Source organism: Klebsiella sp. K-3 (assembly GCF_051207495.1).
In the GTDB taxonomy this organism is placed as follows: domain Bacteria; phylum Pseudomonadota; class Gammaproteobacteria; order Enterobacterales; family Enterobacteriaceae; genus Klebsiella; species Klebsiella aerogenes.
Genome location: NZ_JBPNXF010000005.1, coordinates 357,084 through 381,006, shown reverse-complemented (window position 1 = coordinate 381,006; position 23,923 = coordinate 357,084). Strand labels below are relative to the sequence as shown.

Genomic DNA, 23,923 nt, shown 5'->3' with positions numbered 1-23,923 from the left:
TCCTTATAATCCATTCCACCCGTCCGCCACGCCTCTTAATGGCGAACTTTCCCACGCAGCGCTTTGACTGAGGACTTTTGCGCCTTGGAGGCAAGTCGTCGCTCTTTTGACGCCCGAGTCGGTCGCGTCTCCCGGCGGCTTTTTTGCACTGCGGTTAATTCTTTTATCAGCGTAACCAGTCGCGAGATCGCCGCTTCGCGATTCATCTCCTGGCTGCGATATTCCTGAGCCTTAATGATAACCACACCGTCAGCAGAAATTAAGTGGTGACTGGCGGCGAGCAGGCGTTCTTTATAAAACTCAGGCAGGCTCGATGCTTTAATATCAAAACGTAAGTGAATCGCCGTCGAGGCCTTATTCACATGCTGACCGCCCGCCCCCTGTGCGCGGACCCCGGTAAGCGAGATCTCCTCATCCGGGATGGAAACGCTGCGGCTAATCGTTATCATGCCGGCTGCTGCCAGGCCGTTAAATGAATTTCCAGATTATTCCGATCGTCAGATAACCAGATACCGCCGTCCTGCAGGGTTGCCTGCAGCGTCATGGTGCGATCGGCAAAAGCGCTCAGCTGCGCCAGTTGCGCATCATCAAGATACCAGATGGTCAGCTTCGGATACGCCGCAAGCTTGTTCTGATTCTGCTGCCACCAGATTTCAGCCGCTCGGCTATTATAGGCAAACAGCGCCACCTCCTGCGCCCGCGAGCAGGCTTTCTTGAGGCGTTTCTCGTCCGGTAACCCCAGGTCAATCCACAGATCGACGCCCAAATGGTCGTTTAATTGCCACAGCTCCGGTTCATCATCCGAGGACAACCCGCGGGTGAACTGCAAGCGTTCGTTAGCATATTTGATCCACGCCAGCAGGCGCAGCATCATACGCTCCTGGGTTTCTGAGGGATGTTGCGCCAGCGTCAGGTTAGCATCCAGAAACTGGTTGCGATCCAAATCGGCAACATTCACCACAGCTTTATAAATCGTCGCTTTCAGCGCCATGAATAAACTCCTGAAAAAAGTGGCGTACATTGTAGCGAAACTGGCGACAAAAGGCTGTCGGCAATCGCAGGTACTCCTTTCATCCTGCTGATATTGCTTAGATGACTATGGTATAGTCACCTTGCTAAACAGAGTTTATCTTCGTAGGCTTAAACTTGCATCCCACGGTTAAGTCAGAACGCTGACAGGAGGGCATGTGGATCAATATTGTGAGTTAATACGCAAGCGGTATGCGGAAATAGCCAGCGGAGACTTAGGGTATATCCCGGATGCGCTGGGCTGCGCGTTGAAAGTATTAAATGAGGTTGCGGCGGATCAGGCCCTTTCGGAGTCAGTCAGGGAAAAGGCCGCTTATGCGGCGGCAAACTTATTGGTGAGCGATTATGTCAATGAATGATACTTATCAACCCATTAACTGCGATGATTATGACAACCTCGAGCTTGCCTGCCAGCATCACCTGGTGCTGGCGCTGGCCCTGAAAGATGGTGAACAGCTGCAGGCCAAAGCGAACGATCTTATCTCGCGTAAAAATGTCGAGTATCTGGTGGTAGAACTTGCCGGTAACGTCCGCGAGCTACGCCTGGATAAAATCGCCAGTTTCAGCCACCCGGAAATTGGCACCGTGGTGGTCAGCGAATCCTGAAGCCCATCGGGCGGCTTAGCCGCCCGTTTTCCGCCATACCAGCTGTAACCCCTCGCCTTCCTGCACTTGCCCCTCTCTGGTGACAAACAATCCATCGGCCGCCGCAATCAACGTTTCGCCATAAAATAGCAGCGGCGTAGTATCCCGACGCCAGGGGGCGACCGCCATTTCCTGCCAGATTTTCTTAAGCTTACGCCCGCCCGGACGCCCGACGATGTGCAGATTACCGCTGGCGCGAAAACGTATCGATACCGGCTCATCCGCGCACGGCATGCGTAACGGCCCGCCTGACTGCAACGCCAGTTCTCCCAGCGTTTCCGGCAATATTAGCGGTGTAGTGGGGTCCTCCCATGGCAACTCACGCTCGGTCAGGCCAGGCAGATGCTTTACCCAATACAGGCGCTGCTGGTAGCGCCGGACGGCAAAACCGCCTAACCGCAGGCAAGGCGCGGCGTCTTCACGCGCCAGTGCCACTTCCTGCCAGATGCGCTCCGGCATTTCGCGCGACGGCATCGGCGCCTGTTGGGAGGCCAGCCAGCGGCGCAGCAGCGCCGCACGACGCGCCGCGCTCATCGCGCTTAGCGGTTCTATCGCCAGCGAACCGCGCTCATCGACCAGCGCGGCGAGCTCCGCCGACAGCATTTCATCGAGCAACTGTTCCTGTTCGCCACATAAGCTGGCGCTGCGGGCAACGGCCTCGGCAAAATGCGGCCAGCGCTCGCTCAGTAGCGGTACCACCCGCAGGCGCAGAAAGTTGCGATCGTAGGCATCATCCTGATTACTTTCATCTTCAATCCAACGCAGCTGATAAGTCAGCGCCCACTGATGCAGGGAATCACGGCTCTCATTGAGCAGCGGACGCAGCAATTTGCCACCAGCGAACTCGCTACAGGCCGCCATCGCCGATAAGCCGGTCGGGCCGCTACCGCGTTTGAGCGCCAGCAGGAAAGTCTCGCATTGGTCGTCGAGATGTTGTGCCGTCAATAACGCTTCACCTGGCAAAAGCGCTTCACGGAAGGCCTGATAGCGCGCCTGACGAGCATGCGCTTCGATCCCCAACCCCTCATCCGCCAGCGTTACGCGCACCACCTGTAGCGGCACCTGCCACTGCTGGCAAATCTGTTCGCAATGCTCGACCCAGTGGTCTGCGTTGGCGCTCAGGCCGTGGTGAATGTGAATCGCGCGCAGTTGAACCGCTGGCTCGCGCTGGCGCCAGCGTACCAGCCGGTGCAGCAGGACGGTTGAGTCCAGGCCGCCGCTGAAGGCCAGCAGAAACTGACGATGTGGTCGAAGCGATGAGGCAATATCCGGCGTCATGATCGTGCGTATGCAGCTAAGAAGAGATAGCCCGGCACGTTACGCGCCAGGGCTGGTTCTGGCAAGTATTACTGTTGGTAAATCTCCAGCGGCAGGCCGTCGGGATCGTTGAAAAAGGTAAAACGCTTATCGGTAAACGGATCGATGCGGATAGCTTCACAGGCGACGCCGTGCGCCTGCAAATGCGCAACCGCGGCATCAATATCGTCGACGCTAAACGCCAGGTGGCGCAGACCACAGGCTTCCGGGCGGCTTGGACGCGCAGGAGGGAACGGGAACGAAAACAGCTCGATGACATACTCGCCGTTCAGCGCCAGGTCGCCCTTCCACGAATCACGCTCGGCGCGGTAGAACTCGCTTTGCAGCGTAAACCCGAGGATGTCGCAATAGAACGCTTTGCTCTTCGCGTAGTCTGTCGCGATGATGGCAATATGGTGAACCCGTTTTAAACCCAGCATGGTTGTTCTCCTCCTGTTGAAGCCCAACACGTTACTCGCGCCGCCCGCCGCCGCGCAAGCCCCTAATTATTTTTTAAGACTCGTACACGGTAGACGCCATCTTCATCACGTTTGGCCCCGTGGATATCGGTTTCAAAACCTGGGTAGTGGCGGCCGATCGAACAGAGCATCAACAGGAAATCGAGCACCGCGCGGCTCTCTTCGGTGATCATCTCTCCCGGCATCAGCAACGGCACGCCAGGCGGATACGGCAGGATCATATTTGCCGAAATACGCCCCACCAGTTTCTCCAGTTCGATGGTTTCTACTTCGCCCTTAATCTGTCGCTGCCAGGCCTGATGCGGGGTCATTTTCATCTCCGGCAACACGTCGAACGCCCGCAGCATCAGCTGTGAGAGCTGGTGCTGACGGATCAGGCGGTGGATCCCCTGCGCCAGATCCTGGATGCGCATATTGCGGTAGAAGTCCGGATCCTCAGCGTAGAGATCCGGCAACATGTTTTTCACCCTCAGGTTAAGATCGTAGGCGCGTTTAAACTCGGTCAGACCGCGCAGCAGGCCCATCGCTCGAGTTTTATCAATACCGATACTGAACAAGAACAGCAGATTGTACGGCCCGGTTTTCTCCACCACCACGCCGCGCTCGTCGAGGAATTTCGCCACCAGCGCCGCCGGTATCCCCTCTTCCGCCATATTGCCCTGCTCGTCCATACCCGGCGTGAGAATCGTGACTTTGACCGGATCGAGGAACATATGGTCGGCATCGGCGTCCTGGAATCCATGCCACGTTTCTCCAGGGGAAACAGGCCAGCATTGCGCTTCTTCGACCTCTTCCGGCTGCCAGATATCGAAGAACCAGCCGTCAGCCTCCTCACGCAGGCGCTGAACCTCCTTACGGAAATGTAGCGCGCGTTCGATGGAGCGCTGAATCAGGCGTTTTCCGGAGTTACCGCGCAGCATCGCCGCCGCGGTCTCTATCGAGGCAACGATCGGATAGCTTGGCGAGGTAGAGGTATGCATCATAAAGGCTTCATTGAAGGTATCTTCATCGTAGCTGCCTTTAATATGGATAAGCGAAGCCTGTGACAACGCCGCCAGCATTTTATGCGTCGACTGGGTTTCGAAGATCACTTTCCCCGGTACGCGGTCGCCGCTCATACCGCTTTTCCCCTGATAAATCGGGTGGAAGTGGGTATAAGGCACCCAGGCGGAATCGAAGTGGATCGACGGCACGTCAAGGGTTTGTTTAATCCAGGTGGTGTTATACAACAGCCCATCATAGGTGGAGTTGGTGATCACCGCATGCACCGGCCACTGCGCGCCGCGAGTTGTCTCGACTTTGTGCTGGACGCTGTCGCGGGTAAATTCCCGTTTCGGGATGCCGCCGAGGATCCCCAGCGCGTTACGGGTCGGTTTTAGCCATAGCGGTACGATATCGCTCATCATCAGCAGATGCGCCAGCGATTTATGGCAGTTACGATCGATAAGCAACGTACTGCCAGCGGGCGCCGAATACATGCCGACAATTTTATTTGAAGTCGAGGTACCGTTGGTCACCATGTAGCTCTGCTCGGCGCCAAAGGCGCGGGCAATATACTCTTCCGCTTCCAGATGCGGGCCGGTATGGTCCAACAGCGACCCCAGTTCGGTAACGGAGATAGAAACATCGGCCTTCAGCGTATTACCGCCGAAGAAATCATAAAACAGGCAGCCGACCGGGCTTTTCTGGTAGGCGGTTCCCGCCATGTGTCCGGGGGTACAAAAGGTATATTTCCCCTCCTGCACATAGTTAAATAACGCTTTGGTAAATGGTGGCGTGATGTTGTCCAGATATTCATTGGTATACTGGCGAATGCGGGTAGCGATATCTTCCGCCAGACCCAGTGCATATTCGAAGAACCATAGCGCCATGCGCAGGTCCTGGCTGCTGACGTCCATCGTCGAGTGCGTATTGATAAAAGCATACAGCGGCAGGTATTCGTTCAGGCGATTGATATCGCTGCATAAATCAACGCTGTACTCGTCCCAGTCGAAGATAACGCCGCAGATACGCGGGTTGTGTTCGATAAACTGCAGCAGGTCGGCGCTGTTTTGCGGCCAGATGGTCTGGAATCCTTGCTTCTGCAGAGCGGCTTCCAGCTCTTTGATCGGTTCGTCTTTATGGTAGACGCCGTGGGGCCCCATGATGGCGATGATATTCACGCTTTCCTCCTGGATTTACCTAAGGTAAGCATAATATCAATCGCGCCAGTGCTTAGCACTGGCGGATTTATCTTAGTCCTGAATCATAGCAAAGCGATGATTACAGCGCCTTCCACGCATCCCCCCAGGCCAGACCTGCGCCCGGTTCGTAGTAAGTTGGCGCCACGTTGCACCAGGCTCCTTCCGGGAAGGGCTTGCACTGGAAAAGCGCGCCGTGGTTATTGACGATGTCACCCGGCTTCCAGCTCAGGCTGGCGCTCCACGCTGGATAGCTGATGACGCCGCTATCGCCTGCCGGCTCATCCTTCGCTTCCTCTGCCGGCGTTTTCGCCTTCACATTGAGAGTGTAGGTTGCGGTACTGGACAGACTACCATCGCTGACGGTCAGGCTAACCACATACTGAGCATCTTTGTCGCTCTGCGGCGCGCTGAAATTGATAACCGCTTTATCCGCGCCGCTTAACGTCTGCCCATCCTGCGACATCCAGCTATAGCTCAGCTTATCGCCGTTAGCATCGGTAGAGCCTTCCGCACTCAGCGACACCAGGCTACCGGCTTCAACAGCGCCCACCGGGCCGGCAATACGCGCCACCGGCGCCACGTTTACCTGTGGGGCAGGCGTAACGTCATCCGTCTTATCAGACGCGCCATCGCTACCCGCATCATCAACCACGGTTACGTTGAAGTAGTGCTGCACGCATTTGCTGTAATCCCCCTCTTTGAACGCGCTGTACGGCGTCTGATAACTCACCAGCTGGCAGGCATTGGTTTTGCCGTCTGCGCTGTTCGGATCCCATCCCCAATCCTGTTCCCAGTAGATTGGCAGCGCGCCGGCACCGCCTTCATCAAACTGCTTCATGTTCTTACAGCCCAGCACTTCATCATCGGCAATAGGCACTTTGAGGTAGTTGGCGAACTCTTTGTAATAGGCAATACGGTTAAGCGACTGGGCATTTTCCGTGGCGCCGCCGCATTCGACGCCGCCGTTGATGATCTGGATGCTCACGCCAAACCCCGGCACCAGGCCATTGCTCTTATCACGATCGTTTGGCTGCCATGTGCCGTCGATAACGTGCAGCATGGAGGGTTTTGGCGGCTGCGGGTAAACAAAGAAGAAGACCGCGCTGGCGAGGTTCATCCATGAGTCCGCCACCAGCTGTGGTTTATCCAACAGCGGACGGACGTCGCCATACATCGCCTCGGAGAACGGTCCGTAGTTGTAGTTATAGGAAAGCTGTTTAGCGCCGCGACCAAAGTAGCTGAGGAAATCGCCATCGGCATCTTTACCGCAAGGCCAGGTCTGCCCCTGCCAGACATCCGGGTTACATTCGCCGTTATAGCCGCCCTTTTGCCCTTCGGTCCAGCCAACTTCGCGCAGATAGACCAGCGCCTGGCGCCATTCCGGAATATCGCGCCAGCTCTCGTGACCGCCGGTTTCCTGGGCGAAGTGGGCAAACATGGTAGCCAGCGATTTACGGCAGATTGCGTCGCTATCACGACCGTCGGTGTAGGTGCCGCAGACCGCCGGGAATTTACCAATCGCCTTCAGGAAGTTGCTGTAGGTATATTCCGGCGCGCGCATCGGGAACAGATAATCCCAATCCTGCTCGCTGAGCATGCCTTCAACGCGTTTAACGTTCTCCGGGTTAGCCGCCCGACCGGGCTCAATCTTTTCGACTGAAGCGTTATCGAGGGTACGAATAGAAGACTTCACCGCGTCCATTAGAGGAAAATCGGTTAATGCTTTTTCTTTCGCCGCCAGCTCGCTGGCTGTCATGGTGGTGGCTTCAGTGGCGCTGAGCAGCGGCGCAGCCTGTGCGGCGCTCAGACTTAACATGATCCCTGCGGCCACGGCGCTCAAGGCGACAGTTTTATGAATTGCCATAATATTATTCTCCTTTTCCTTGTGAACGGTCTGCCCAGGCGTTGTCCCCGGCAGTTAGCGCAGTGTCACGGGAGAAGGACATCATCGGCTAATCACATCACCTCATTGGCGCATCATCTTGCCTCAGTAGAAAAATGATAAAAAAAGGGGCCGGAAATCCGGCCCCTTAGAGAAAATAATGTGCTGAATAATCAGGCGTAGCCGTAGCTCATCAGACGCTGATAGCGGCGGTTACGCAGCTCTTCTTCGCTGAGGGTATCCAGGTCAGCCAGGTCGGCCAACAGCTGTGCCTTCAGGCTCGCCGCCATCGCTTCCGGGTTACGGTGGGCGCCGCCCAGCGGTTCTGGAATGATGGAATCAATCAGCTTCAGCTCTTTGAGGCGCGGGGCAACGATACCCATCGCTTCCGCGGCCAGCGGCGCTTTATCCGCGCTTTTCCACAGAATAGATGCGCAGCCTTCCGGCGAGATAACCGAATAGGTGCTGTACTGCAGCATGTTGACCTTATCACCTACGCCAATCGCCAGCGCGCCGCCAGAGCCGCCTTCGCCAATCACGGTGCAGATAACCGGCACGCTCAGACGCGACATTTCACGCAGGTTGCGGGCAATCGCTTCCGACTGGCCGCGCTCTTCCGCGCCAACGCCCGGATAGGCGCCAGGGGTGTCGATGAAGGTAATGATCGGCATTTTGAAACGCTCAGCCATTTCCATCAGGCGCAGCGCTTTGCGGTAGCCTTCCGGCGCCGGCATACCAAAGTTACGACGGATCTTTTCTTTGGTTTCACGGCCTTTCTGATGACCGATGATCATCACCGGGCGACCATCAAGACGCGCAATACCGCCAACGATAGCTTTATCGTCAGCGTAGGCGCGATCGCCTGCCAGCTCGTCAAATTCGTCGAAAGCCAGGCGGACATAATCCAGGGTATAGGGACGACGTGGATGGCGCGCCAGTTGGGCTACCTGCCATGCGCCAAGATCGGCGAAGATTTTGCGCGTCAGCTCTACGCTTTTTTCGCGCAGACGATGCACTTCTTCATCGATGTTAATATCCAGTTTCTCATCCTGACGGCTTACTGCAGTCAGGGAATCGATTTTCGCTTCCAGCTCTGCGATAGGCTGTTCAAAATCTAGGAAATTCAGACTCATAGTATTCCTGTATTAGTCAAACTCCAGTTCCACCTGCTCCGAGCCGATAAGGCCACGCAGATCGTTAAGTAAACGATCGCTCGGAGAGACGCGCCATGTTGCGCCAAAACGCAACCGCGCGCGCGCATCCGCCCTCTGATAATAGAGGTGTACTGGAATGGTTCCCGAACGGTGGGGTTCCAGAGACTGACGGAGTCGGTTTAAAAGCTGGTCATCAATTTGCCTGTCCGTCAGCGAGATAGCAAGCCCGCGAGCATATTTTTCCCGGGCTTCGTCAATATCCATGACTTCACGGGCAGTCATTTTAAGGCCCCCGCTGAAGTCATCAAAGCTGACCTGTCCGCTGACGATAAGTATGCGGTCTTTTTCCAGCAACTGCTGGTATTTATCCAGAGCGTCGGTGAATAACATCACCTCCAGACGCCCGGAACGGTCATCCAACGTACAGATGCCGATACGATTGCCGCGCTTGGTGACCATTACCCGCGCAGCAATAACCAGACCCGCCGCCGTGGTCACTTTACCACGATCGGTCGGGTGCATGTCTTTGAGTCTCACGCCCCCAACGTAGCGTTCGATCTCTTTCAGGTATTGGTTAATCGGGTGGCCGGTCAGGTACAGCCCCAGCGTTTCCCTTTCACCATCCAGCACCACCTGCTCCGGCCACGGCTGGCAGCTGGCGTAGGATTGCTCGATTTGCTCCGGCTCTTCCGCCAGCACGCCGAACATATCCGCCTGACCAATCGCTTCGGCTTTGGCGTGCTGATCGGCGGCTTTCAGCGCATCGTTCAGCGAGTTCATCAGCGCCGCGCGATGTGGGCCGAGGCGGTCGAACGCCCCGGACATAATCAGTTTTTCCAGTACCCGGCGATTGAGTTTTTTGATATCGGTACGGGCGCACAGGTCAAACAGCTCGCGGAAGTAGCCGCCATTGTTACGCGCTTCGATGATGGCTTCAATCGGGCCTTCGCCGACGCCCTTAATGGCGCCGATACCATACACGATTTCCCCGTCGTCGTTGACGTGGAAATGATACAGACCGGAGTTGATGTCCGGCGGCAGGATTTTAAGCCCCATGCGCCAGCATTCATCGACCAGGCCCACCACCTTCTCGGTGTTGTCCATATCGGCGGTCATTACCGCCGCCATAAACTCGGCCGGATAGTGGGCTTTCAGCCATAGCGTCTGGTAGGAAACCAGCGCATAGGCGGCGGAGTGGGATTTGTTAAATCCATAACCGGCGAATTTCTCCACCAGGTCAAAGATTTTCATCGCCAGTTCGCCGTCCACGCCGCGCTTTTTCGCCCCTTCTTCAAAGGTGCCGCGCTGCTTGGCCATCTCTTCCGGCTTTTTCTTACCCATCGCACGACGCAGCATATCCGCGCCGCCGAGGGTATAACCAGAGAGCTCCTGGGCAATCTGCATGACCTGTTCCTGGTACAGGATGATGCCGTAAGTCGGCTCCAGTACGGGTTTCAGACATTCGTGCTGCCACTGCACATCCGGGTAGGAAATCTCTTCACGGCCGTGCTTACGGTCGATAAAGTTATCTACCATCCCCGACTGCAGCGGGCCCGGACGGAACAGGGCCACCAGTGCGATCATGTCTTCGAAGCAGTCAGGCTGCAGACGTTTAATCAGATCTTTCATGCCGCGCGATTCAAGCTGGAAGACCGCGGTGGTTTCCGAGCGCTGCAGCATGTCGAAGCTTTTCTTGTCATCCAGCGGAATCGCGGCGATGTCCAGCGGCCCTTCGCCGTTCTTCGCCCGGCGCTTATTGATCATCTCCAGCGCCCAGTTGATGATGGTCAGCGTACGCAGGCCGAGGAAGTCGAATTTTACCAGCCCGGCATATTCAACGTCGTTCTTATCAAACTGGGTAACCGGGTGCAGCCCCTGCTCATCGCAGTACAGCGGCGCGAAATCGGTGATTTTGGTCGGCGCGATAACCACGCCGCCCGCATGCTTACCGGCGTTACGCGTCACGCCTTCAAGCTTACGCGCCATATCAATCAGCGCTTTAACTTCTTCGTCCGCTTCGTAGATTTCCGGCAGCTGCGGTTCCGCTTCAAAGGCTTTCGCCAGCGTCATGCCAGGATCCGGCGGCACCAGCTTGGAGATTCGGTCAACAAAGCCATACGGGTGGCCCAGCACGCGGCCCACGTCGCGAATAACCGCCTTCGCCGCCATGGTGCCGAAGGTGATGATCTGCGATACCGCGTCGCGGCCATACATATCCGCAACGTGCTCAATCACCTGGTCGCGTTTCTCCATGCAGAAATCGACGTCGAAGTCGGGCATCGAAACACGTTCCGGGTTAAGGAAACGTTCGAACAGCAGGTCAAACTCCAGCGGGTCAAGGTCGGTAATTTTCAGCGCGTAGGCTACCAGCGAGCCGGCGCCGGAACCGCGTCCCGGCCCTACCGGCACGCCGTTATCTTTCGACCACTGGATAAATTCCATGACGATCAGGAAGTAGCCAGGGAACCCCATCTGGTTGATAACCTGCAGTTCGACATCCAGACGTTGGTCATATTCCGGGCGACGCTTAGCGCGCTCTTCGGGATCCGGGAACAGGAATTCGAGACGCTCTTCCAGCCCCTCTTTCGACTTCATTACCAGGAAATCTTCGGTGGTCATGTCGCCGGTCGGGAACTGCGGCAGGAAGTATTCGCCAAGGCGCACGGTAACGTTGCAGCGTTTGGCGATCTCAACGGTGTTTTCCAGCGCTTCCGGGATATCGGCAAATAGCTCGCACATCTCCTCCTCGCTGCGCATATATTGCTGCGGCGAGTAGTTGCGCGGACGCTTCGGATCGTCGAGGGTGAAGCCATCGTGAATGGCGACGCGAATTTCATGAGCGTCGAAGTCGCCGGTTTCCAGGAAGCGCACATCGTTGGTCGCCACTACCGGCAAACCATGCTCCTCCGCCAGTTGAACCGCGGCATGAAGATAGCTTTCTTCGTCCTGACGACCGGTACGGATCAGCTCCAGATAGTAGCGATCCGGAAAATGTTGTTGATAGAAGGCGAGACACTGCTCTACCAGCGGCATGTTTCCGCGGATCAGGCTGACGCCAACGTCGCCTTTACGCCCGCCGGACAGCAGAATCAGCCCTTCCTGATGCTCAACCAGCCAGTCGCGATCGATCCATGGCCCCAGCGCGCCATAGCCGCGCTGATAGGCACGAGAAATGAGCAGCGTCAGGTTCTGATAGCCGGTATTGTTGGCCGCTAAAACCGTCAGCTCGCTGAATTCATCGCCAAGCAGATCGCACTGAACATGGAAGTCAGCGCCGACAATGGGCTTAATCCCGGCGCCATGGCCCGTTCCGTAGAACTTAACCAGACCGCAGAGGTTGGTAAAATCGGTGATCGCCAGCGCAGGCATGCCTAGAGCAGCCGCCTTTTTCACCAGCGGCCCGGTTTTCGCCAGCCCATCGATCATGGAATAGTCGCTGTGCACCCGCAGGTGTACGAAACGTGGTTCAGACATCTTTAAATCCCAGTGACTTAGTTGGACGCCAGGCCCAGCGCGCGTTTCACCGGGCCGAAGCTACGCCGGTGGTGCTCTGTTGCGCCGTGTTCCTGCAGTTTTTGCAGATGTACAACGGTAGGATAGCCTTTGTGCTGGGCAAAACCGTATTGCGGAAATGCAATATCCAGCGTAGCCATTTCGGCGTCGCGAGTGACTTTAGCCAGAATAGACGCTGCGCTGATTTCCGCCACCCGGCTATCGCCTTTCACTACCGCCTGCGACGGCATCGGTAGCGATGGACAGCGGTTGCCGTCGATAAGCACGAACTCAGGGGTAATACTCAGACCAGCGACGGCACGCTGCATCGCCAGCATCGTGGCGTGCAGGATGTTCAGCTCGTCGATTTCATGCGGCTCGGCGCGACCCAGGCTCCAGCACAGCGCTTTGTCTTTGATTTCATCGAACAGCGCCAGGCGGCGCTTTTCGCTTAATTTTTTAGAGTCGTTGAGGCCTACGATCGGCTTGCGTGGGTCCAGGATTACCGCGGCAGTGACCACCGCGCCGACCAGCGGCCCGCGGCCAACCTCATCGACACCGGCGACCAGATGGGTATGTGGATAAACGAACTCCATCATTTTGCTAACTCCAGTACTGCGTCCGCCGCCTGCTCGTCCGCGTTGCAGCGGATCTGCTGATGCAGCGCGCGGAAAGTATCATGCATATCGTGGCTGGTTTTGCCGTCGGCCAACAGCGGCTTCAAGGCGGCGGCCAGCGCCTGCGGCTCGCATTCATCCTGTAGCAGCTCTTTCACCAGCTCGCGCCCGGCCAGCAGATTTGGCAAGGAAACATAATCGGTTTTCACCAACCGCTTCGCCAGCCAGAAGGTAAACGGCTTCATACGGTAGCCAACGACCATCGGGCATTTCGCCAGCATGCACTCCAGCGCCGCCGTCCCCGAGGCCAGCAGCGCAGCATCACTGGCGATCATCGCATCGCGCGCCTGACCGTCCAGCATGTGCACCGTCATATCCGGCGCCGTCTCCGCTTTTATTCGTTCAAACTGTTCCCGCCGTTTCGCATTGACCAGCGGCACCACAACCTGCAGATCGGGATAGGTACCACGCAGAAGCTGCGCGGTTTTCAGGAAGTCGGCGCTGAGCATTTCGACCTCCGCGCCGCGGCTACCGGGCAGCAGCGCCAGGCAGTGAACATCATGCGGGATACCCAGACGGTCACGTGCCGCGCCCTTGTCAGGATCCAGCGGCATGGCATCCGCCATGGTGTGGCCGATGAAACGGCAGGGAACGTTAAATCTGTCGTAAAACGCTTTTTCGAAAGGCAGGAATGCCAGAACCAGATCGGTGGATCTGCCAATTTTGAAAACGCGTTTTTGTCGCCATGCCCAAACGGACGGGCTGACGTAATGAATGGTTTTGATGCCCTGCTTTTTCAGGTTACCTTCGAGGGTAATATTGAAATCAGGGGCGTCGATGCCAACGAAGACATCGGGACGCAGTTCGCCGAAGCGGCGCGTTAAATCGGCACGAATATGCAGTAAGCGGCGCAGACGACCAAGCACTTCAACAATGCCCATCACCGCCAGCTCTTCCATTTCGTACCAGGCTTCGCATCCTTCCGCCTGCATCAGCGGCCCCGCCACGCCGACAAAGCGCGCATCAGGGACGCGTGCTTTGAGGGCGCGGATGAGACCGGCGCCAAGAATATCGCCGGAGGTTTCTCCGGCGACCAGGGCAATCGTCAGGGGACGCTGTTCGGCCATTAACGAATCAAGCCGCGAGTTGAACGGGCGAAGAAATCGACAAACGGCTGAACTTCGGGATGCTGAGCCGCCAGTTCGGCGATTTCCGGCTTGGCTTCGTCCAGCGTTTTGCCGCTGCGGTACAGCAGTTTATAGGCGTTACGAATCGCGGTAATCGCTTCACGGCTAAAGCCGCGGCGTTTCAGACCTTCGATGTTGACGCCAAACGGCGTGGCGTGGTTGCCCTGGGCAATCACGAACGGCGGAACGTCCTGAGCGACGCCGGAGCAGCCGCCTACCATAACGTGCGCGCCGATGATGCAGAACTGATGTACTGCAGTCATGCCGCCAATGATGACGAAATCATCCAGAGATACGTGACCGGCCAGCGTCGCGTTGTTGGCCAGAATGCAGCGGTCGCCAAGCGTACAATCATGCGCCACGTGGGCGTTGATCATCAGCAGGTTATCGCTGCCCACCTTCGTTAATCCACCGCCCTGTACTGTACCGCGATGAATGGTGACGCTTTCGCGAATGCGGTTGCGATCGCCAATTTCCACTCGGGTCGGCTCGCCAGCATATTTCAGATCCTGGTTGACTTCACCGATAGATGCGAACTGATAGATCTCATTGTCGCGACCAATTTTTGTGTGGCCATTCACGACAACATGAGACTTCAGTACGGTGCCCTCGCCAATTTCGACGTTGGCGCCCACAATACAAAACGGACCAATGTGAACGTTAGCGCCAATGACGGCGCCTTCTTCTACAATGGCGGTAGGATGAATAAAGGCGGTTTTATCAATCACGTATCAGGCCTCCCGGCTACGCGCACACATCATCGTCGCTTCGCAAACCACTTTACCGTCAACCAGCGCAACGCCTTTGAAACGGGTCAGGCCGCGACGGGTTTTCTCAAAAGTGACTTCCATAATCATCTGATCGCCTGGTACTACCGGACGTTTGAAACGCGCTTCATCGATACCCGCGAAGTAGTACAGCTCGCCCGGCTCAAGTTTTCCAACGCTTTTAAATGCCAGAATGCCGGTGGCCTGCGCCATCGCTTCCAGAATCAGAACGCCAGGTAAAATCGGCTTACCAGGGAAATGCCCCTGGAAAAACGGCTCGTTTACGGAAACATTTTTTACTGCGCGCAGAAAACGACCTTCTTCAAAATCCAGCACGCGGTCTACCAGCAGGAACGGGTAACGGTGAGGCAGAAGTTCCAGAATCTCTTCAATGTGCAGAGTATGAGTGTCAGTAGTCAAAATACTCTTCCTGTCTAAATATACTAAAAGGCAATAATAACACGGCCTGCGGCAATCTTATTAACGAATGCAACAGGCCGGGAATGTAACGTGACCGAATGATGAATTAGTCTTGTTGATTAACCTTGCGCTCAACCGCTTTCAGGCGCTTGCTCATCTCGTCAATATTCATCACCAGCGCCGCAGTTTTACGCCACGCCTTGTTCGGCTGTAGCGGAATACCTGAGGAATAGACGCCAGGTTCAGAGATAGGACGCATAACCATCCCCATCCCGGTAACGGTGACTTTATCGCAGATTTCCATATGGCCGTTAATCACGCTGGCGCCGCCAATCATGCAGTAACGGCCAATTTTCAGGCTGCCGGCCATAATCACGCCGCCAGCGACGGCGGTATTGTCGCCAATCACCACGTTGTGCGCAATCTGGCACTGGTTATCAATGATAACGCCATTGCCGATCACGGTATCGTCCAGCGCGCCGCGATCGATGGTGGTACAGGCGCCGATCTCCACGCGATCGCCAATAATAACGCGACCAAGCTGCGGGATCTTCACCCAATTACCGCGATCGTTAGCGTAACCGAAACCGTCCGCGCCGATCACCGTACTGGACTGGATCAGGCAATTTTCACCGATCTCAATCTCATGGTAAACGGTAACGTTGGCCCATAAACGCGAGCCGGCGCCGATTTTGCTATTTTTGCCAACGAAGCAGCCTGCGCCGATAACCACGTTATCACCCAGCACCACGCCGGATTCGATAACGGCATTTGCGCCAACGGAGACGTTGTCACCCAGCTTCGCCGTGGGATCGATCACCGCGCTTGGCGCGATGTCTTTCGCCGGCTGCGGCGTGGTATCTAAAATTTGAGCCATGCGCGCGTAGGTCAGGTAGGGATTACGCACTACCAGCGCGGCGCCGTGGGCAAAGGGTAAATCGTCCGGCGTCATCACAACGGCGGAGGCCTGGCAAGCGGCCAGGTGTTCACGGTATTTAGGATTTACCATGAAAGTAATTTGGCCTGCTTTAGCGCTCTGCATGGACGCAACGCCGGTGATGACGATATCGCCATCACCGTGTAACTCTGCATCCAACTGCTGTGCTAAGTCAGCCAGTCGAATTGAAGGCATTACTTATTTAACCTGTTTCAGTACATCAGCTGTGATGTCTTTCACATCGCTGCTGTTGTATGCGACGGCATTAGAGTCAACAACCAGATCGATGCTCTGATCTTTCGCTACGCTCTGAACGGCGGTCTGGATACGGGTAACCAGTTTGCCACGTTCTTCGTTGGAACGACGTGCGCGATCCTGCTCAAAAGCCTGTGCTTTCTGCGCGAAGGACTGACGCTGAGACATCACGTCTTTTTCCAGCTTGCTACGATCTGCGCCCGGTTTCATAGACTGCAGACGCTGCATTTTGGACTGCAGATCGCCTTCCAAACGCTGCAGTTCGCTAGCGCGGCCTTTGAACTCATTTTCCAGCGTGTTGGAAACGCCAGTTTTCTGGGCTACCTGTTGGAACAGGTTGTTCATGTTAACCATTGCAATTTTATCTGCCGCCTGAGCGGAAGTTACCATTGCTAAACCCAGACCTGCAGCTAATAACCACTTTTTCACAATTGACTCCTTACCATCCCATGAGTACCCAGGGGTACCGTTATTTGCGTGGCCAGGCGATAGCATCCGCTATCGCCTACAGTCAGCGCTATACTGCACTTACATTCCGTTGTTGCCAACAATTACCAGGTTTTACCAATGTTAAACTGGAACTGCTCGGCTTTGTCTCCATCGTACTTTTTAAACGGTTGGGCGTAGGAGAAGACCAACGGCCCCAACGGCGACATCCACTGTACCGCGATACCCGCAGACATACGAATGTTGTTCGGATCGCTGTAGTCAGGCACGCCTGCTGCTCGAGTCGCCGCAGTATTTTCCCAGTTAGTATCCCACACGGTACCCATATCCCAGAAAATGGAGGTACGTACCGAGTTCGCATATTTATCGCTGATAAACGGCGTCGGGGTAATCAGCTCCAGGCTGGCGACCGCCATGGCGTTACCGCCGACCGCATCGTCTGATTTACAGTATGAACCATCAGAGTTGGAACATTCTTCGTAGTCGTTATTATCTCCGGCATAAGCCCCGGATTTATAGACCGCTTTCGGGCCGATAGTGTTCGACTGGAAGCCACGCACGGTACTTGAACCACCGGCGTAGAAGTTCTCATAGAACGGCATCTCTTTGCTGCCGATACCGTCCCCATAACCCAGTCGGGTACGACCCAGTACAACCCACTGGTGATCGTCATCGATCGGCACGTACGTTGCGGTATCCAACGTCGCTTTGTAGTATTCGTTGTCTGACCCCGGAATGGTCACTTTACCGTTCAGGTTGACGCGCGAACCTTCCGTTGGGAAGTAACCACGGTCCAGCTTGTTATAGGTCCAGCCGTAGTTAAAGGTGAAGTCATTCGCGGTAAAGCTGCCGGTGCTGTCTGACCCTACAGAGTCAAGGTAACGATCCATCGCCACCTGCGGCTGCATGTTGGACAGGGAGTTATGAACATAACCTAAACCTGCACGCAGCGAGTTGTATTCGTTGATCGGGAAGCCGAGGGTGACGTCTGTACCATAGCTTTTGTTGGTATAGTCAGACAGATCCGCGTCATTCGCATCGAAGTCGTTATAGAAGAGGCGGCCGCCGAGGCTCACGCCGTCTACGGTGAAGTACGGGTTGGTGACCGACAGTTCAGCGTAGGTCTGGTAGTCGTTCTTGGTCCCGTTGATGCCAACCGAGTAACCCGTACCTAACCAGTTATCCTGCTGTACGCCCGCCTGGAAGCTGACGCCGCTTTCGGTACCGTAACCGATACCGAAGTTCAGGCTACCGGTGTTACGCTCTTTTACCTTGTAAACGACATCGACCTGATCCGGGCTACCCGGCACGCGCTGGGTATCGGTATCGACGGTTTCGAAATAACCTAAACGGTTAAGACGGTCTTTACCCTGGTCAACCAGGTCGCTGCCCAGCCACGCCCCTTCCATCTGGCGCATTTCGCGGCGCAGTACGGAATCTTTGGAGGTGTCGTTACCTTCGAAGCGAATTTTACGCACATAGTAGCGGTTACCAGCATCAACGTTAATGTGCAGCTTCACGGTTTTATCCGTGTCGTTGATTTCCGGCTGCGACTGGACGCGCGGATAGGCGTAACCATAGCGACCGAGGAGTTTCTTAATATCATTCTCCATTTTGGTCACTTTGGTGCCGTTATACAGCTCGCCCGGCTCAATTTTGGTCAGCGATTCGATTTCCGCCGAATGGCCCGCCAGATCGCCCGTTATCTGCACGCCGGAGAGCTTGTACTGTTCGCCTTCGGTGATGTTAACGGTGATATAGATGCCTTTCTTGTCCGGCGTCAGGCTAACCTGCGTCGAATCGATGTTGAAACGCGCGTAACCGCGATCCAGATAGTAGCTGCGCAGGGTTTCAAGGTCGCCCGCCAGTTTCTGTTTCTGGTATTTACGATCGCCGACGACGTTCCACCACGGTACTTCATCGCGCAGTTGGAAGTGTGAGATCAGTTCGTCAGTGGTGAATGCGTGGTTACCGACAATGTTAATCTGCTGGATTTTCGCCGAGACGCCTTCCTGGAAAACCAGTTTCAGGTCGACGCGGTTACGCGGCAGCGGCGTCACGACAGCTTTTACGCTGGCGCTATATTTACCGACGCTGTAGTAGAAATCTTCCAGCCCTTTTTCGATATCGGCAAGCTTGGTGCGATCGAGAGATTCCCCAACGCGAACGCCGGATGCCTCAAGGTTTTGCTTGAGCATGTCATCCTTCACCGACTTGTTGCCGGAGAAGGTAATGCTCGCAATTGTTGGGCGCTCTTTCACCTGCACCAGCAGGGTATCACCATCGCGCAGGACGCGGACGTCCTCAAAGTTGCCAGTGGCAAACAGAGCGCGAATGGTGTTACTGATATCATCATCGGTCACCGTATCGCCAGGACGCACTGGCATGCTGAGGAGGGCCGCACCAACAGCGACACGCTGCAAGCCTTCGAAATGAATGTCCTTCACCACGAACCCTTCAGCACCGTATACAGTCGCGCTGCTAAACAGCAGCGACGCTATGAGCAACTTTTTCATCGCCATCGTTATTATGCGTTCTTCCTAACAAACTCTCTTACAACCGAGAGAAATCATTGAAAAGTGCAAGCCCCATTAACAGCACCAGCAGTATTGAGCCAATGCGATAACTAAAGTCTTGAACTCGCTCGGATACCGGCCCGCCCTTCAGCTTTTCAATCGCTAAAAACAGCAGATGCCCCCCGTCGAGGACGGGTAGCGGGAACAAGTTGATTATTCCGAGGTTCACGCTAATCAGCGCAAGGAACATCAGATAGTAAATCAACCCAAATTCCGCTGACATTCCAGCCCCCTGAGCGATAGAGATCGGCCCACTGAGGTTGTTCAGTTTGACATCACCGGTTATCAATTTGCCCAGCATCCTGACCGTTAACGACATCAGTTGCCAGGTTTTATCCGTGGCTTCGGCGATGGCGGCAAACGGCCCGTACTGACGCACTGTCTTGTATTCATCAGGCAGCGGGATAACTTTTGGCACTACCCCTGCAAACCCTTCAGCCTTGCCTTTTACCGACTTCGTATCCGGAGTCAGGGTCAACGACAGCGGCGTACCTTGTCTGTCGACCTCCAGAGCCAGCGCCTTGCCCGGATTGTCACGCACCAGATTAACAAACGTCATCCACTGCGTTAACGGTTGACCATCGACTTTAACGATCCTGTCTCCCGCTTGCAAACCTGCTTTCTGCGCGGCCGACTGAGATTGTACCTCAGCCAGCGCGGTATCAATCTGCGCACTACGCGGCTTGATGCCCAGCGAGGCCACCGGATCTTGCTTATCCGGCTCAAACGCCCAGTGCCGCAGGTCGAGGATTTTATCCTGACGTTGGTTCGTCCCGAAAGGGGCGACGGTAAGTATTGTTTGTTGGTCGCCAATCTTCGCGACTAACGCCATACGTACTGCATCCCAATCAGGCGTTTCGATGCCATCTATCGCTTTAAGTTCCATTCCTTTTGCAATTTGTGCTTGCGCAGCGATGGAATTGGGCGATATTTCATCAACAACCGGACGCACGCCAGGGACGCCGATGATAAACACCAGCCAGTAGGCAAAGATGGCAAAAATGAAGTTGGCGATAGGGCCTGCGGCAATGATGGCCGCGCGCTGACCAACGGTTTTATTATTGAAAGCGTAGTGACGCATTTCCGGCGCCACCGGTTCGACGCGTTCGTCGAGCATCTTCACATAACCGCCGAGCGGGATCAGCGCGATAACAAACTCGGTCCCCTGCTTATCCACGCGGCGCCACAGCGCTTTACCAAAACCAATGGAAAAACGTTCAACGCGCACGCCGCATCGACGAGCCACCCAGAAATGGCCGAACTCGTGCACGGTGATCAGTACGCCAAGCGCAATAATAAAAGCGGCCAAATTCCAGAGAACGCTCAGCATAAAACCTTCCGTCAAATCGTCCTGAAGACTAACAACAGCAGACAAGCGAACACCGGCACCGCAGCCGTCAGGCTATCAATGCGATCTAAAATACCGCCATGTCCAGGGATCAGATGCCCGCTATCCTTGATGCCGGCTTCACGTTTAAACATACTTTCCGTCAAATCGCCCAGCACTGAAGCCAGCGCCGCCACCACCGAGCAAATCAGCAACACGGTTGGGGTGACATCCAGATGAGCCCATACGCCATAAACCCAAGAGATAACGGCTGCCGTCAACAGGCCGCCGAAGAAGCCCTGCCAGGTTTTACCCGGAGAAACCTTCGGCGCCAGCTTATGCTTTCCGAACATTTTACCGAACATGTAGGCGCCGGAATCCGCACCCCACACCAGAATCATGACGTACAGCAACCACACCGCGCCGCTATAGTGGTTATCGGCGTAATGCCATGCGCGCAGCGCCAGCATGCCCCAAAAAAACGGGACGATAGTCAGCAAGCCGAAGATCAGACGCAACGCTTTTGAATGGCGCCACAACGCCGCCGAGGCCGGATAAGAGAGGACCAGCACCAGCGCGACAATCCACCAGCCAAACGAGGCCCATAACGATCCCTCAACCATCGGTTGATGCGCGTCATAGTGGTATTCGGGCAACATAAAGAGCATCAGCGCCAGCAGCAGGCCGCAAAGCACCGCAAGCCACACGCGCTGCGTCGTTGAGGTAAAACCGCTTAATTGCCCCCACTCCCACGCGGCGAGCATACAAACGACCAGGGTGACGATAGCAAAGCCCGCGGGCGGCAATAGAAAAAGCGCCGCAATAACGACGGGAATTAAAACGAAAGCGGAAATCAGGCGATACTTCAGCAAAAGTGACCCCCATCAGGCATGACTGCCACCCGGCTCTTCTGTGCCGCCAAAACGACGCTCTCGACTAACGAATGCATGGAGTGCACCTTCAAAGTCCTGTTCAGCAAAATCGGGCCAAAGAACATCCGTAAAGTAAAGTTCGGCATAGGCAATTTGCCAAATCAAAAAGTTACTTATTCGGTGCTCTCCCCCGGTCCTAATAACTAAATCAACGGGAGCCAGTTCATGCATACACACCTGCTGGCTAAGCATCTCTTCCGTGATCTCTTCAGGTTTTAACAACCCTTTTTGTACCTGTTCGGCCAGTTGACGCGCGCCCTGGACAATATCCCAGCGGCCGCCGTAATTAGCGGCGATATTCAGCGTTAACCCCGTATTGTTTGCCGTTAGCGCCTCCGCCTTACGGATGCGCTCCTGCAGCCGGGCATTAAAACGCGTCGTCTCGCCGATAATCCGCAGGCGGACATTGTGACGATGCAGGCTTTTTACTTCGCTATCCAGCGCCCAGACAAACAGTTCCATCAGCGCGCTCACTTCCTGCGCCGGACGGTTCCAGTTTTCACTACTGAATGCGTAAAGCGTTAATGCTTCAATACCATTATTCGCCGCGAAGGAGACCGCGCGACGAACAGATTTCGCTCCAGCTTTATGGCCAAAGGCGCGAATTTTACCTTGTTGTTTCGCCCAACGACCGTTGCCGTCCATGATAATGGCGACATGGCGACAACCATGTGCAGGCGACATTTTGCTGACAGTTTGATTAGCAGACAACATAACGCGTTTTAAGTCCATAATAAGGATTAGCTTAGCCACAACACACACGCCGCCGGGCAGCGCTGAATACGCATTTTTATCCGGCGCCGGAGCTACAGCCAATCGCAGAGAACAACCAAAAGCTTTACGCAAAAAAGCCGTGTCTTGCCACGGCCACCGTAATCTTTCACAACAAAATGCAACGATCGGGTGGCGCAGACTATATCACTGAAGCCCAGCGCCCACAAATATCACAACGCGTTGTAGGGACTCCCCTGCGCCATGTGTTATCGAAGTTGTCGCTGTGCGGCGACGCGTGCTTCGGCATCAATTGCAACCACTTCATCAATGCTTTGCGGTTCATTGAGCGCCATATTATCCAGCACCGTCTGGTTCACTGCCGCAATATCGGTAAAGCGGATTTCACTATTCAGAAACGCCGCCACCGAGACTTCGTTAGCGGCATTCAACGCCGTCGTCGCCGCCTGGCCGACATCAAAAGCGTCCATCGCCAACTTGAGGCACGGATAGCGATCGTAATCCGGTGCCGAGAAGCTCAGGTTGCTCAATTGACAGAAGTCCAACGGTTTAACGCCGGAGTTCAGGCGCTGCGGCCAGCCCATGGTATGGGCGATCGGTGTGCGCATATCCGGCTCGCCTAATTGCGCCAATACGCTACCGTCCTGATAGCGAACCATGGAGTGAATCACCGATTGCGGATGAATAATGACTTCCATCTGCTGCGCAGAGGCATTAAACAGCCAGCGGGCTTCGATGTACTCCAGCCCTTTATTCATCATCGTGGCGGAATCAACGGAAATTTTGCGTCCCATTGACCAGTTCGGGTGGCGGCAAGCCTGATCCGGCGTCATTGCCGCCAGCTCAGAAATCGCCGTTTCCCGGAAAGGACCACCGGAACCGGTCAGCAGAATCGACGAGACGCCGTTCTGCGTCAGGTCAGCGTATCCCAGATGGTTTTGAATTGTTTCCGGCAAACTCTGAAAAATCGCGTTATGTTCGCTATCAACCGGCAACAGTCGAGCGCCATACTGCTGAACCGCGTCCATAAACAGGCGGCCGCAGGTTACCAGAGACTCTTTGTTCGCCAGCAGTACCGTTTTGCCGGCGCGAATTGCCGCCAGCGTCGGCGCCAGGCCGGCCGCGCCAACGATGGCCGCCATCACCTGATCGACCTCATCCAGCGCCGCGACATCAGCCGCCGCCTGCTTGCCGCTCAGCACTTCGGTGCGGCAGCCCTGTTCACGCAGCAGCGTACGCAAACGCTCAGCGCTTTGCGCATCATCCATCACCGCGAATCGGGGAGAAAATTCCAGACATTGTTCAACCATACGGTCGACATTTTTCCCCGCGACCAGCGCGGCGACGGAAAAGCTTTCGGGATTATGACGCACCACGTCCAACGTGCTGCAGCCGATTGAACCGGTCGAACCGAGAACGGTTAATTGCTTCATGAGACGTCCAGAAGAATTGTGACAGGATAAAAAGCAAAACGCCGCCAGCAAGCCCTTTACGCATCAATCCTCGGGGCTAAAACGGCGGCGAATGACCTTCGGTATAAAAAGGAAGGCTACAAGGCCAGCGATT

21 protein-coding genes are annotated in these 23,923 nt (G+C 55.5%); 2 read left to right on the top strand and 19 right to left on the bottom strand.

Annotation, left to right across the window (positions count from 1 at the left end; all coding sequences use genetic code 11):
• Positions 1-35: 35 nt before the first annotated feature.
• Both arfB and ACSEMK_RS10480 read right to left on the bottom strand, forming a co-directional pair.
• The gene (gene arfB, locus ACSEMK_RS10485; protein WP_045390167.1) at positions 36-449 is read right to left on the bottom strand and encodes an alternative ribosome rescue aminoacyl-tRNA hydrolase ArfB; all 414 of its coding nucleotides are present in this window, start codon (positions 447-449) and stop codon (positions 36-38) included.
• Positions 446-991: a YaeQ family protein gene (locus tag ACSEMK_RS10480; protein WP_430914857.1), complete on the bottom strand. Its 546-nt coding sequence runs from the start codon at positions 989-991 to the stop codon at positions 446-448. Before ACSEMK_RS10480 ends, arfB begins: the two co-directional genes overlap by 4 nt.
• A 196-nt stretch (positions 992-1,187) precedes the next feature.
• Between ACSEMK_RS10480 and ACSEMK_RS10475 the strand changes: the two genes are divergently transcribed.
• Together ACSEMK_RS10475 and rof are read left to right on the top strand one after the other, a co-directional pair.
• Positions 1,188-1,388: a YaeP family protein gene (locus tag ACSEMK_RS10475; protein WP_087860833.1), complete on the top strand. Its 201-nt coding sequence runs from the start codon at positions 1,188-1,190 to the stop codon at positions 1,386-1,388.
• Positions 1,375-1,635 (top strand): Rho-binding antiterminator, encoded by a 261-nt coding sequence (gene rof / locus ACSEMK_RS10470; protein WP_113374446.1) that lies wholly within the window; start codon positions 1,375-1,377, stop codon positions 1,633-1,635. The genes ACSEMK_RS10475 and rof overlap by 14 nt, the downstream gene beginning before the upstream one ends.
• A 15-nt stretch (positions 1,636-1,650) precedes the next feature.
• On the opposite strand, the gene tilS is transcribed toward rof, so the two are convergent.
• The 17 genes from tilS to ispC all read right to left on the bottom strand — a co-directional run bounded on the left by tilS (position 1,651) and on the right by ispC (position 23,790).
• A complete protein-coding gene (tilS, locus tag ACSEMK_RS10465) occupies positions 1,651-2,952 on the bottom strand; it encodes a tRNA lysidine(34) synthetase TilS (RefSeq protein WP_430914856.1) in 1,302 nt (433 codons plus the stop codon).
• 68 nt (positions 2,953-3,020) lie between these two features.
• Positions 3,021-3,410, bottom strand: coding sequence for a VOC family protein (locus tag ACSEMK_RS10460; RefSeq protein WP_015704453.1), 390 nt, complete (start codon positions 3,408-3,410; stop codon positions 3,021-3,023).
• A 62-nt stretch (positions 3,411-3,472) separates the two neighbouring features.
• Positions 3,473-5,611: a lysine decarboxylase LdcC gene (locus ACSEMK_RS10455; protein WP_113374444.1), complete on the bottom strand. Its 2,139-nt coding sequence runs from the start codon at positions 5,609-5,611 to the stop codon at positions 3,473-3,475.
• A 100-nt stretch (positions 5,612-5,711) separates the two neighbouring features.
• Positions 5,712-7,496, bottom strand: coding sequence for a glycoside hydrolase family 19 protein (locus ACSEMK_RS10450; protein ID WP_435336480.1), 1,785 nt, complete (start codon positions 7,494-7,496; stop codon positions 5,712-5,714).
• Between the two features lie 191 nt (positions 7,497-7,687).
• Positions 7,688-8,647, bottom strand: a complete 960-nt coding sequence (gene accA, locus ACSEMK_RS10445) for an acetyl-CoA carboxylase carboxyl transferase subunit alpha (protein WP_045390153.1) — start codon at positions 8,645-8,647, stop codon at positions 7,688-7,690.
• 12 nt (positions 8,648-8,659) lie between these two features.
• Entirely contained in the window at positions 8,660-12,142 is a 3,483-nt protein-coding gene (gene dnaE / locus ACSEMK_RS10440) for a DNA polymerase III subunit alpha (protein ID WP_113374442.1), read from the bottom strand.
• 17 nt (positions 12,143-12,159) lie between these two features.
• Positions 12,160-12,759 (bottom strand): ribonuclease HII, encoded by a 600-nt coding sequence (gene rnhB, locus ACSEMK_RS10435; RefSeq protein ID WP_015368153.1) that lies wholly within the window; start codon positions 12,757-12,759, stop codon positions 12,160-12,162.
• Entirely contained in the window at positions 12,756-13,904 is a 1,149-nt protein-coding gene (gene lpxB / locus ACSEMK_RS10430) for a lipid-A-disaccharide synthase (protein ID WP_015368154.1), read from the bottom strand. Before lpxB ends, rnhB begins: the two co-directional genes overlap by 4 nt.
• Positions 13,904-14,692 carry an acyl-ACP--UDP-N-acetylglucosamine O-acyltransferase gene (lpxA, locus tag ACSEMK_RS10425; protein WP_015368155.1) on the bottom strand — a complete coding sequence of 263 codons (789 nt, stop codon included), beginning with the start codon at positions 14,690-14,692 and terminating at the stop codon, positions 13,904-13,906. The genes lpxB and lpxA overlap by 1 nt, the downstream gene beginning before the upstream one ends.
• Positions 14,693-14,695: 3 nt before the next feature.
• Positions 14,696-15,151 carry a 3-hydroxyacyl-ACP dehydratase FabZ gene (fabZ, locus tag ACSEMK_RS10420; protein ID WP_004145858.1) on the bottom strand — a complete coding sequence of 152 codons (456 nt, stop codon included), beginning with the start codon at positions 15,149-15,151 and terminating at the stop codon, positions 14,696-14,698.
• 106 nt (positions 15,152-15,257) lie between these two features.
• The gene (gene lpxD, locus ACSEMK_RS10415) at positions 15,258-16,283 is read right to left on the bottom strand and encodes a UDP-3-O-(3-hydroxymyristoyl)glucosamine N-acyltransferase (protein ID WP_271031953.1); all 1,026 of its coding nucleotides are present in this window, start codon (positions 16,281-16,283) and stop codon (positions 15,258-15,260) included.
• A 3-nt stretch (positions 16,284-16,286) separates the two neighbouring features.
• Positions 16,287-16,772 (bottom strand): molecular chaperone Skp, encoded by a 486-nt coding sequence (gene skp, locus ACSEMK_RS10410; RefSeq protein WP_087860839.1) that lies wholly within the window; start codon positions 16,770-16,772, stop codon positions 16,287-16,289.
• 122 nt (positions 16,773-16,894) lie between these two features.
• On the bottom strand, positions 16,895-19,312 hold the full coding sequence (gene bamA / locus ACSEMK_RS10405; RefSeq protein WP_045390143.1) for an outer membrane protein assembly factor BamA: 2,418 nt from the start codon (positions 19,310-19,312) through the stop codon (positions 16,895-16,897).
• A gap of 31 nt (positions 19,313-19,343) precedes the next feature.
• Positions 19,344-20,696, bottom strand: coding sequence for a sigma E protease regulator RseP (gene rseP / locus ACSEMK_RS10400; RefSeq protein WP_045390141.1), 1,353 nt, complete (start codon positions 20,694-20,696; stop codon positions 19,344-19,346).
• Positions 20,697-20,707: 11 nt separating this feature from the next.
• Positions 20,708-21,565, bottom strand: a complete 858-nt coding sequence (gene cdsA / locus ACSEMK_RS10395) for a phosphatidate cytidylyltransferase (protein WP_087860841.1) — start codon at positions 21,563-21,565, stop codon at positions 20,708-20,710.
• Between the two features lie 12 nt (positions 21,566-21,577).
• A complete protein-coding gene (gene ispU, locus ACSEMK_RS10390; RefSeq protein ID WP_087860842.1) occupies positions 21,578-22,339 on the bottom strand; it encodes a (2E,6E)-farnesyl-diphosphate-specific ditrans,polycis-undecaprenyl-diphosphate synthase in 762 nt (253 codons plus the stop codon).
• A 266-nt stretch (positions 22,340-22,605) separates the two neighbouring features.
• Positions 22,606-23,790 carry a 1-deoxy-D-xylulose-5-phosphate reductoisomerase gene (gene ispC / locus ACSEMK_RS10385; protein WP_430914854.1) on the bottom strand — a complete coding sequence of 395 codons (1,185 nt, stop codon included), beginning with the start codon at positions 23,788-23,790 and terminating at the stop codon, positions 22,606-22,608.
• Positions 23,791-23,923: the final 133 nt, after the last annotated feature.

Coding starts and splice junctions, on each gene's coding strand:
- arfB (WP_045390167.1), bottom strand. CDS start 449: ATGATAACGATTAGCCGCAGCGTTTCCATCCCGGATGAGGAGATCTCG.
- ACSEMK_RS10480 (WP_430914857.1), bottom strand. CDS start 991: ATGGCGCTGAAAGCGACGATTTATAAAGCTGTGGTGAATGTTGCCGAT.
- rof (WP_113374446.1), top strand. CDS start 1,375: ATGTCAATGAATGATACTTATCAACCCATTAACTGCGATGATTATGAC.
- tilS (WP_430914856.1), bottom strand. CDS start 2,952: ATGACGCCGGATATTGCCTCATCGCTTCGACCACATCGTCAGTTTCTG.
- ACSEMK_RS10460 (WP_015704453.1), bottom strand. CDS start 3,410: ATGCTGGGTTTAAAACGGGTTCACCATATTGCCATCATCGCGACAGAC.
- ACSEMK_RS10450 (WP_435336480.1), bottom strand. CDS start 7,496: ATGGCAATTCATAAAACTGTCGCCTTGAGCGCCGTGGCCGCAGGGATC.
- accA (WP_045390153.1), bottom strand. CDS start 8,647: ATGAGTCTGAATTTCCTAGATTTTGAACAGCCTATCGCAGAGCTGGAA.
- dnaE (WP_113374442.1), bottom strand. CDS start 12,142: ATGTCTGAACCACGTTTCGTACACCTGCGGGTGCACAGCGACTATTCC.
- rnhB (WP_015368153.1), bottom strand. CDS start 12,759: ATGATGGAGTTCGTTTATCCACATACCCATCTGGTCGCCGGTGTCGAT.
- lpxB (WP_015368154.1), bottom strand. CDS start 13,904: ATGGCCGAACAGCGTCCCCTGACGATTGCCCTGGTCGCCGGAGAAACC.
- lpxD (WP_271031953.1), bottom strand. CDS start 16,283: ATGCCTTCAATTCGACTGGCTGACTTAGCACAGCAGTTGGATGCAGAG.
- bamA (WP_045390143.1), bottom strand. CDS start 19,312: ATGGCGATGAAAAAGTTGCTCATAGCGTCGCTGCTGTTTAGCAGCGCG.
- rseP (WP_045390141.1), bottom strand. CDS start 20,696: ATGCTGAGCGTTCTCTGGAATTTGGCCGCTTTTATTATTGCGCTTGGC.
- ispU (WP_087860842.1), bottom strand. CDS start 22,339: ATGTTGTCTGCTAATCAAACTGTCAGCAAAATGTCGCCTGCACATGGT.
- ispC (WP_430914854.1), bottom strand. CDS start 23,790: ATGAAGCAATTAACCGTTCTCGGTTCGACCGGTTCAATCGGCTGCAGC.